The sequence below is a fragment of the Flavicella sediminum genome (assembly GCF_006381105.1).
Taxonomy (GTDB): Bacteria; Bacteroidota; Bacteroidia; order Flavobacteriales; family Flavobacteriaceae; genus Flavicella; species Flavicella sediminum.
Map to the genome: position 1 here is coordinate 133,605 of NZ_VDET01000014.1, position 9,650 is coordinate 143,254.

The 9,650-nt window shown below is 35.4% G+C and carries 6 protein-coding genes; 2 read left to right on the forward strand and 4 right to left on the reverse strand.

The window, feature by feature from the left end:
• Window positions 1–38: 38 nt before the first annotated feature.
• On the reverse strand, window positions 39–1,397 hold the full coding sequence (locus FGM02_RS12975; RefSeq protein ID WP_139958809.1) for a Gfo/Idh/MocA family protein: 1,359 nt from the start codon (window positions 1,395–1,397) through the stop codon (window positions 39–41).
• 371 nt (window positions 1,398–1,768) lie between these two features.
• Between FGM02_RS12975 and FGM02_RS12980 the strand changes: the two genes are divergently transcribed.
• Complete coding sequence (locus FGM02_RS12980; RefSeq protein WP_139958810.1) at window positions 1,769–2,119, forward strand: 4Fe-4S dicluster domain-containing protein; 351 nt, start codon at window positions 1,769–1,771, stop codon at window positions 2,117–2,119.
• Between the two features lie 155 nt (window positions 2,120–2,274).
• Window positions 2,275–3,366, forward strand: a complete 1,092-nt coding sequence (ychF, locus tag FGM02_RS12985; RefSeq protein WP_139958811.1) for a redox-regulated ATPase YchF — start codon at window positions 2,275–2,277, stop codon at window positions 3,364–3,366.
• A gap of 233 nt (window positions 3,367–3,599) precedes the next feature.
• On the opposite strand, the gene FGM02_RS12990 is transcribed toward ychF, so the two are convergent.
• The 3 genes from FGM02_RS12990 to gcvP all read right to left on the reverse strand — a co-directional run bounded on the left by FGM02_RS12990 (window position 3,600) and on the right by gcvP (window position 9,420).
• On the reverse strand, window positions 3,600–5,261 hold the full coding sequence (locus FGM02_RS12990) for a dihydrolipoamide acetyltransferase family protein (RefSeq protein WP_139958812.1): 1,662 nt from the start codon (window positions 5,259–5,261) through the stop codon (window positions 3,600–3,602).
• A gap of 60 nt (window positions 5,262–5,321) precedes the next feature.
• Window positions 5,322–6,329 carry a pyruvate dehydrogenase (acetyl-transferring) E1 component subunit alpha gene (gene pdhA, locus FGM02_RS12995; protein WP_139958813.1) on the reverse strand — a complete coding sequence of 336 codons (1,008 nt, stop codon included), beginning with the start codon at window positions 6,327–6,329 and terminating at the stop codon, window positions 5,322–5,324.
• Window positions 6,330–6,573: 244 nt separating this feature from the next.
• Window positions 6,574–9,420, reverse strand: coding sequence for an aminomethyl-transferring glycine dehydrogenase (gene gcvP, locus FGM02_RS13000; RefSeq protein ID WP_139958814.1), 2,847 nt, complete (start codon window positions 9,418–9,420; stop codon window positions 6,574–6,576).
• Window positions 9,421–9,650: the final 230 nt, after the last annotated feature.

A 9,650-nucleotide genomic window follows, 5' to 3' on the forward strand; every position in this document is an offset into this window, starting at 1 on the left:
TTTTTAGTTTGAATCATTAAATGAAAATCTACTTTGAGTTATTTGTCTAATAAACCTTCTCCGTAAGACCAACCTTTTCTTGCAGGTTCTTTGATGTAAATGTCCAATTCTGGTCTACCAACGGCTTTCATTTTATGGGCATCATAGTTAATAGTTCCTCCAAAACGTTGTGCCAATACACCCAATTCCCCCATTTCATTGAATTTTGTGGCATAGTTAAAGTTTGACCCGGGCAAACGATGGTTTTTAATAGCATCTATCCATTCTAAAACAGGTTTATTTTCCTGCACTCTTGGAATTGTTTTTTCAGGAGCATTTTTTTGAAACTCATTCCATTCTTCGTCGGGCATTATTAATTTAAAGGTATCAGGACGGCCTCCAGTAATTAGCGTTTGTTTATCTCCAATCATTATCATTCCTTTTTTAGGTAATTTATTTATACCCCATTCTGGTCGTACCTCAGGTGTTTCGTATCCTTCAATCCATTCCATTTTTACGGGCGCTTTGCCTTTGCGTTCGGCAAATTCCCAAGTAACTTTTGATTCTGAAGGCATATAACTATGGTCAGCTGCAGCATCCTTTCGTTCTCCAGTAATGGTATGAGGAATTCCTAAATCTAAACTCCAAAAGGGAGCGTCTAAGGTGTGGCAAAACCAATCTCCAAGTTGCCCATGCCCCATGTCATAAAACGATCTCCATTTTCTTGGAACATACAATTCATTATAGGGCCTGTCTGCTATCGGACCTAACCAAGCATCCCAATTAAGTTCCGCAGGTATTTGTTGAGCACTTAAATCAGCATTTTTACCATTGGCAAAATACCTGCTCTTGGCAACGTTTACTTTAGGCTGCCAAGCAATCACTTCTTTTACTTCTCCTAAAATACCCGCATCATAATATTCTTTTATAGAGCGAATACCATCAGTGGTGTGTCCTTGATTTCCCATTTGTGAAATGACACCATAATATGCTGCGGCCTTTTTTAAAGTTCGTAATTGCCAAATATTATGCGCCAAAGGCTTTTCTACAAATACATGTTTCCCTAATTCCATGGCGGCCATAGCGGCAGGAAAATGTGTATGGTCCGGAGTTGCGATGATCACGGCATCAATATCTTTTGCCATTTCATCAAACATTATTCTAAAGTCCTTGTATTTTTTTGCATCCGGACAAGCTTTATCTCCTTTAGCCGTCATGCGATCATCTACATCACACATGGCAACAATATCTTCTTTTGGTACTTGATTCCAACAACTTCCTCCACGGCCTCCAACACCAATAACGGCAAATTTTAAGCGACTGTTAGGAGAGCTTCTTAATAAATTAGGAATAAATAAAGTCCCTATAGAAAGGGCGGTAGTACTTTTTATAAATGATCTTCTGGTAATTTGTGACATTGGCTTTCGTTTAGAATTTTTTAGACCTTGAATTTACTGATTTTTAGGCTCACTTATTTCTATAAGAACTGTATTTAACATTTTGCTCTTAGATGTTGAATCATATGGTTCTCAAAATTAGGAAATGAATAAGTTATACTTTGTATGGAATGTGTCTTTATATAGAGCATATGGTTAATAATTCCGCAATTCATGTTTTGTTTGTTGTTGAATAAATAAAGAAGCAGTCTATTTAATAAGAGTTAGATAGAAGGCTAAATAGGATGTGGAAAATAAAAATACTTAAAATATTTTTTTTGATTTAAAAAGCTTGAATGGTTTGATAAACTTTTGCTATTTTTGTAGCTTATAATTTTTAAGAAGACACAAAAATGGCAATTATAATAACAGACGAATGTATTAACTGTGGGGCTTGTGAACCAGAATGTCCAAACAATGCAATTTATGAAGGTGCAGAAGACTGGCGTTATTCAGATGGTACTGAGTTATCAGGTGATATTGTACTACCAAATGGTAAAAAAGCAAACGCTGATGACGATCAAGAAGCAGTAGATGATGAAGTATATTTCATCGTTCCAGATAAATGTACAGAGTGTAAAGGTTTCCATGATGAGCCTCAATGTGCGGCTGTATGTCCTGTAGACTGTTGTGTTCCTGATGAAGATGTTGTTGAAACAGAAGAAGAGCTTTTAGGAAAGAAAGCCTTTATGCACGGAGAATAATTTCTTCAGCATGTATACTACAAAACCCCTTTAGTTTTCTAAAGGGGTTTTTTGTTGCTCTTAATTGAATATTGCTATATGAAAACACAAATTATTGCTCATTTCGTTTTTAAATAAACACTATATTTGCACTCGAATTTTGAATATATATCACCATGAAAGCTGGAATTGTAGGATTGCCTAATGTAGGAAAATCAACTTTATTTAATTGTTTGTCTAATGCAAAAGCACAAAGTGCGAACTTTCCATTTTGTACTATTGAGCCTAATATTGGGGTTGTAAATGTACCCGATGCAAGAGTTGCCAAATTAGAAAGCATGGTAAACCCTGAAAGAGTGGTGCCTGCAACGGTAGAAATTGTGGATATTGCTGGTTTGGTAAGAGGAGCAAGTAAAGGAGAAGGATTGGGAAATCAGTTCTTAGGAAATATCCGTGAAACGGATGCCATTATTCATGTATTGCGTTGTTTTGATGATGATAATATTATTCATGTTGATGCGTCTATTGACCCTGTTAGAGATAAAGAAACAATTGACATTGAGTTGCAGCTGAAAGATTTGGAAACTGTTGAGAAGAGATTGGAGCGTGTAAAACGAAATGCCAAAACAGGAAATAAAGAAGCACAAGCAGAATTTGATGTTTTGTCTAGAATTCAATCGACTCTTTTAGAAGGGAAGTCCATTAGAATTTTAGAATTTACAGAAAAAGAAGATGAATTTGTAAAACCGATGCAATTTATTACGGCAAAACCAGTAATGTATGTTTGTAATGTAGATGAAAGTGCTGCGGTTTCAGGGAATGCATATGTAGAGAAGGTAAAAGAATCTGTAAAAGATGAAGGTGCCGAAATTGTAATTTTAGCAGTAGGCATTGAAGCTGATATCAATGAATTAGATGATTATGAAGAACGTCAGGTTTTCTTAGAAGATATAGGTTTGACGGAAGCAGGTTCTGCAAAATTGATTCGTAGTGCTTATAAATTATTGAATTTACAAACCTATTTTACAGTAGGAGTAAAGGAGGTAAGAGCTTGGACAATCAATATTGGAGATACGGCACCACAAGCAGCCGGAGTAATTCATACCGATTTTGAAAAAGGTTTTATTAGAGCAGAAGTAATTAAGTATAACGATTATATTACTTTTGGTTCTGAAGCAAAAATTAAAGAAGCCGGAAAATTAGGTGTAGAAGGAAAAGAATATGTGGTGGAAGATGGAGATATTATGAACTTTAGATTTAACGTATAAGTTTTTAAATTGTCTATAGAATAAAAAACACCTAATTTATTAGGTGTTTTTTTTGGTCTATACTATTTAAGAAGTACTACATGTTTATACCTAACAGGTTTTCAAAACCTTTTAGGTCTTTAATGTTTGTTAATTATTTTATCAATAAATAATAATGTCTTGAAGACAGGTTTTAAATGAAAAAGCCTTTGTAAAATTAATTACAAAGGCTTTTATATATTATTCAGAAGCTATTAAGCAATCATCGTAACTGGGTTTTCAATATACTGTTTTAAAGTATTCATGAAAGCAGCACCTACAGCACCGTCAATAGTTCTGTGATCACAAGCTAAAGTTAAGGTCATTACATTTCCTACAACAATTTCTCCGTTTTTTACAACTGGCTTTTGTTTGATACCTCCAACTGATAAAATAGCTGAGTTTGGTTGGTTTATGATAGAAGTAAAACTATCTACACCAAACATACCTAAGTTAGAAACAGTAAAAGTAGATCCAGACATTTCAGCAGGCGTTAACTTTTTGTTCTTCGCTTTGATCGCTAAATCTTTTACTTCGGCACCAATTTGAGTTAAACTCTTAGTATCTGTAAAAGGAATTACAGGAACTACCAATCCATCTTCTATAGCAACAGCTACACCAATAGAAATATGGTTGTTGTAAATTGTTTGCTCATTAGTCCACTCTGTATTAATTTGTGGATGTGACTTTAATGCCATAGCAGTAGCTTTTACCACTAAATCATTAAATGAAACTTTTGTATCAGGAATTGCATTGATTATTTTTCTAGAAGCCATGGCATTATCCATGTCAATGTCCATAGTTACTGTAAAGTTAACTGCAGTCGTTTGAGAATTGTCAAGCGCTTTTACAATTGCTTTACGCATTTGAGAATTCTTAACTTCCGTCTTGCTAATTTCTCCAGCAGGTGCAGCAACAACTGTTGCAGTAGCAGGAGCATCAGAAATAACTACATCCGTAAAGTTTTCAACGTCTGTTTTAACAATACGTCCACCTTCACCAGTACCCACAACTTTTGCCAAGTTGATTCCTTTTTCTTCCGCTAGAGCTTTTGCTAATGGAGAAGCAACAATTCTTCCGTTTTGAGACTGAATATTGCTAACCGTTTTTGTCGGACTAGCAGTTGTACCTGTTGCTTGTTTAGGAGCAGCTTTCTTTTCAGGAGCGGCAGCCTTTGGAGTTTCCGTTTTAGTAGTTTCAGCTTTTGGTGCTTCTGCAGCAGCAGGAGCAGAACCGAAATTAGAAACGACAGCAGAAACATCTGTACCCGCTTCACCAATAATTGCTAATAAAGAATCTACAGGAGCAGTTTCACCTTCTTTTAAACCAACATACAATAAAGTACCTTCGTTAAAAGATTCAAATTCCATAGTCGCTTTGTCAGTTTCAATTTCAGCAAGAATATCTCCTTCTGTAATTTCGTCACCAACTTGTTTTAACCAAGCAGCAACCGTACCATCAGTCATGGTGTCACTTAAGCGAGGCATGGTAACCACTGTAATATTATCAGGAACTACAAATGCAGGAGTTGCTGGTGCAGCTTCAGCAGGAGCGGCAGTTTCTTCAACAACGGCAGGAGCTTCTTCACTTGCAGCTACTTCTGTAGCGCCTCCAGCTAATAAAGCTGAAAAATCTTCACCTTCATCACCAATAATTGCTAACAAAGAATCTACAGGAGCCGTTTCTCCTTCTTGCAATCCAATATGTAATAAATAGCCTTCGTTAAAAGATTCAAATTCCATGGTTGCTTTGTCAGTTTCAATTTCAGCAAGGATATCTCCTTCTTCAATTTTATCACCAACAGCGATTAGCCATTTCGCAACGACACCTTCTGTCATTGTATCACTTAAACGGGGCATTGTTATAATTTGTGCCATATTTTTTCTGAATTATATATTATGTAATTAGATGGAGTTTTAAATAAATCTCTTTCTAAATTAATTGTCTTTGTTAAGAGGTTTGATAAAAGGGTAATCTTCTTGATCGTAAACTACGTCATACAATTGATTCACCTCTGGATATGGAGATTCGTCTGCAAATTTTTCGCATTCTAAAACTCGTTTTTTTACGTCCTTGTCAATTGCTTTGATTTCTTCTTCAGTCAAATAGCTATTTTCTTTAATAACATCTAAAACCTGAGTAATTGGATCAATTTTTTTGTATTCAGCAACTTCATCTTTTGTTCTGTAGTGCTGTGCATCTGACATAGAGTGACCTCTATATCTATAAGTTTTCATTTCTAAGAAAGTTGGTCCATCACCTCTACGAGCTCTTTCCATTGCTTCGTCCATAGCTTCTGCTACTTTGATTGGATTCATCGCGTCAACGGGTCCAGAAGGCATTTCATATCCTAAACCTAATTTCCAAATATCATCATGATTGGCAGTACGTTCTACAGAAGTTCCCATTGCATATCCATTGTTTTCAACAATAAACACTACAGGTAATTTCCATAACATTGCCATGTTAAAAGTTTCGTGTAATGAACCTTGACGTGCAGCTCCATCACCAAAACAACAAATAGTTACGGCTCCAGTATTGTGGTATTTATCTCCAAATGCCATTCCAGCACCTAAAGGTATTTGTCCACCAACAATTCCATGTCCACCATAAAATCCTTTTTCTTTAGAGAAGATATGCATAGATCCTCCCATACCATGAGAAGTTCCTGTTACTTTTCCATACAATTCTGCCATCACTCTTTTAGGATCCACTCCCATACCAATTGGCTGTACGTGATTTCTGTAAGCCGTGATCATCTTATCTTTACTTAAGTCCATTACATGTAATGCTCCAGCTAAAATAGCTTCTTGACCGTTGTATAAATGTAAAAATCCTCTTACTTTTTGTTGGATGTATACTGCAGCTAGTTTGTCTTCAAACTTTCTCCAAAATAACATATCCTCGTACCACTTGATGTAGGTTTCTTTTGTAATTTCTTTCATGATGAATTTTAATGTATATTCAAAGTATGACCGCAAAAATAACATATTAGGAATAAAAATTACAGTATTCAGTGTACTTTTTTTCTAATGTATGCGCATAACTTTCAATATGATAATTTTTGGCGTTTAAAATCCAAAAAGCCAAACATTTTTGTTTGGCTTTTTTGGTTATTGATAATATCTACCTGTATTTTATATAGATATAGGAATGGCCATGCTCAGTATTAAACATGCATTCCAGTAGTTACATATAATCTTCAATTGGTGTACATGAGCAAATTAAATTACGATCCCCAAAGGCATCGTCAACTCGTCTAACGGTTGGCCAAAATTTATTTTCCGCAATAGATTCCATTGGAAAAGCTGCTTCTTTTCTTGTGTAATTTTGTTCCCAAACATCTGCGGTTAGCATTTGTTGCGTATGTGGAGCGTTTTTTAAAATCGATGTTGCGTCGTGTTGTTCTATAGCGTCAATTTCATTTTTGATACTTAATAAGGCAGCTATAAAATTATCCAATTCAGGCTTGCTTTCGCTTTCTGTGGGTTCAATCATTAAAGTTCCTGCTACAGGAAAAGAAACAGTAGGAGCATGGTAGCCATAATCCATAAGACGTTTCGCTACATCAACGACTTCAATACCCTTTTGTTTGTAGTCTCTAAAATCAACAATCATTTCATGGGCACAAAAACCATTTTCGCCTGTATACAAAATATCATAGCTCGTTTCAAGTTTGTTTTTGATGTAGTTTGCATTTAAGATTGCTATTTCAGTAGCGGATTTCAACCCTTTGGCACCTAACATTTTTATATATCCATAAGAAATAAGCAATACCAATGCAGATCCCCATGGAGCAGAAGAGACTGCGGTAATTGCAGATTCTCCTCCAGTTGAAATTACAGGATTGGAAGGTAGAAAAGGAGCTAAATGCTTTACAACACAGATAGGTCCAACTCCAGGACCACCGCCACCATGAGGAATGGCAAATGTTTTGTGCAAGTTTAAGTGACAAACATCGGCACCAATAGTAGCTGGGTTTGTTAAGCCTACCTGTGCATTCATATTTGCACCATCCATATATACTTGTCCACCATTATCGTGAATAAGTTGTGTAATTTCTTTAATTCCACTTTCAAACACGCCATGTGTAGATGGATAGGTAACCATTAAACAAGAAAGCTTGTCTTTGTGTAATAAAGCTTTTTCTTTTAAATCTTCGAAATCAATATTTCCTTCAGGAGTGGCTTTCGTAACCACTACTTTCATTCCGGCCATAATCGCAGAAGCTGGATTGGTTCCGTGGGCTGAAGAAGGAATTAAACAAATGTTTCTATGTGCATCACCTCTCGCTTCATGATAGGCTTTTATAACCAACAAACCAGCATATTCTCCTTGTGCCCCTGAGTTAGGTTGTAGGGAAGTTGCATGGAAGCCTGTGATTATATTCAAGTCCGCTTCTAGCTGTCTAAAAACTTCTTGGTATCCTGCAGCTTGCTCTATAGGCGCAAATGGATGAATATTTGCCCAATTTGCCCAACTTAAAGGAAGCATTTCTGAAGCGGCATTCAATTTCATCGTACATGAGCCAAGAGAAATCATAGAATGATTCAAGGATAAATCTTTTCTTTCTAATTTTTTAATATAACGCATCATTTCTGTTTCAGAATGATGGCTATTAAAAACAGGGTTTGTCAAGAATGTAGAAGTTCTTGAAAGATTTTGAGGGATTGTAATTTGTGGATTAATAGAAGTGATTTCTGTAAAAACTTTGCCTGCTGCTTTGGCAAGTATTTTAACAATTTCATTCACATCTTTTAACGTTGTTGTTTCATTTAAAGAAATACTAATTGTGTTTTTTGCTGTATAAAAGAAGTTAACATTCAATAATTCAGCATTAAACTTAACTTTTTCACTATCCTGAACAATTACATTAATGGTATCGAAAAAGGTATTGTTAATTTGATGAATACCAAGCTTTGTCAATGCATCATGTAATGTGTAGGTTAATTGATGAATTTTGTTAGCAATGTATTTTAAACCATTAGGTCCGTGGTATACGCCATACATCGCAGCCATAACGGCTAATAAGACTTGTGCAGTACATATATTGGAAGTAGCTTTTTCTCTTTTGATATGTTGCTCGCGAGTTTGCAAAGCCATTCGCAAAGCTCTGTTGCCATTCATATCTTTGGTAACACCAATAATACGCCCCGGAATATTTCTTTTGTAAGCTTCTTTCGTGGCAAAATAAGCAGCATGTGGACCGCCATACCCCATTGGAATACCAAAACGTTGGGTTGTTCCAACAACTACATCAGCTCCCCATTCTCCAGGAGGTGTTAAAATAGCCAAACTTAATAAGTCGGCTGCCACAGCAACTCTTATTTCTTTTTCGTTGGCATTTTTTACAAATTCTGAATAATCTAAAACTTGTCCGTTTTTACCTGGATATTGTAACAAGGCACCAAAAAAAGTTTCATCTAATTGAATGGTACTATAATCACCAATAAGTAATTCAATATTTAAAGGGGTAGCTCGTGTATGTAAAATAGCTAAGGTTTGTGGAAGTACATTTTCAGATACAAAAAATTGCATTGAATTGTTCTTTTTTTGAGCTCTAGATCTAGTATTGTACAACATAATCATAGCTTCAGCAGCAGCAGTTCCTTCATCTAATAAAGAAGCATTGGCTAATTCCATTCCGGTCAATTCGGTGACCATGGTTTGGTAGTTTAGCAAAGCTTCCAAACGTCCTTGTGCAATTTCTGCTTGGTAAGGAGTGTAGGCAGTGTACCAACCTGGACTCTCTAAAATATTTCTTTGAATAACAGAAGGAGTAATGGTTGGGTGGTATCCTAAACCAATATAATTTTTAAACAGTTTGTTTTTTATAGAAAGTTCATGAATGTGCGATAAATACTCTTGCTCGCTCATGGCTTTGGATAAGTCAAGGTTTTTACTGAGTAGGATATCAGATGGAATTGTTTTTTTGACCAACTCTTCTATGCTTTCTACGCCTACAGTATTTAACATTTCAAGGATGTCATTTTGACGAGGTCCTATATGTCTTGATACAAATGAATCTGTTCTCATTAATAAAAACTATTATTTAGTTAGGAATTTGAAGGCACAAAAATAAAAATAAAATAAGAGCCGAGTTGTTTATACGTTTGAATAGTTGTTAACTAAAAACAACGGCTTATGAACAAAACAGTTTATTGTACTGTTGAAAATTTAAGTCCTAATGTTAAAATTAGTAAACATATAAGTTAGAGATTTTGTATTTTCGTGAATTGTTAAATGTTCTACCCCGTATTTTATGA

What these genes read in the sequence shown, in the direction of transcription:
- FGM02_RS12975 (WP_139958809.1), bottom strand. Translation starts at nt 1,397, where the DNA reads ATGTCACAAATTACCAGAAGATCATTTATAAAAAGTACTACCGCCCTT.
- FGM02_RS12980 (WP_139958810.1), top strand. Translation starts at nt 1,769, where the DNA reads ATGGCAATTATAATAACAGACGAATGTATTAACTGTGGGGCTTGTGAA.
- ychF (WP_139958811.1), top strand. Translation starts at nt 2,275, where the DNA reads ATGAAAGCTGGAATTGTAGGATTGCCTAATGTAGGAAAATCAACTTTA.
- FGM02_RS12990 (WP_139958812.1), bottom strand. Translation starts at nt 5,261, where the DNA reads ATGGCACAAATTATAACAATGCCCCGTTTAAGTGATACAATGACAGAA.
- pdhA (WP_139958813.1), bottom strand. Translation starts at nt 6,329, where the DNA reads ATGAAAGAAATTACAAAAGAAACCTACATCAAGTGGTACGAGGATATG.
- gcvP (WP_139958814.1), bottom strand. Translation starts at nt 9,420, where the DNA reads ATGAGAACAGATTCATTTGTATCAAGACATATAGGACCTCGTCAAAAT.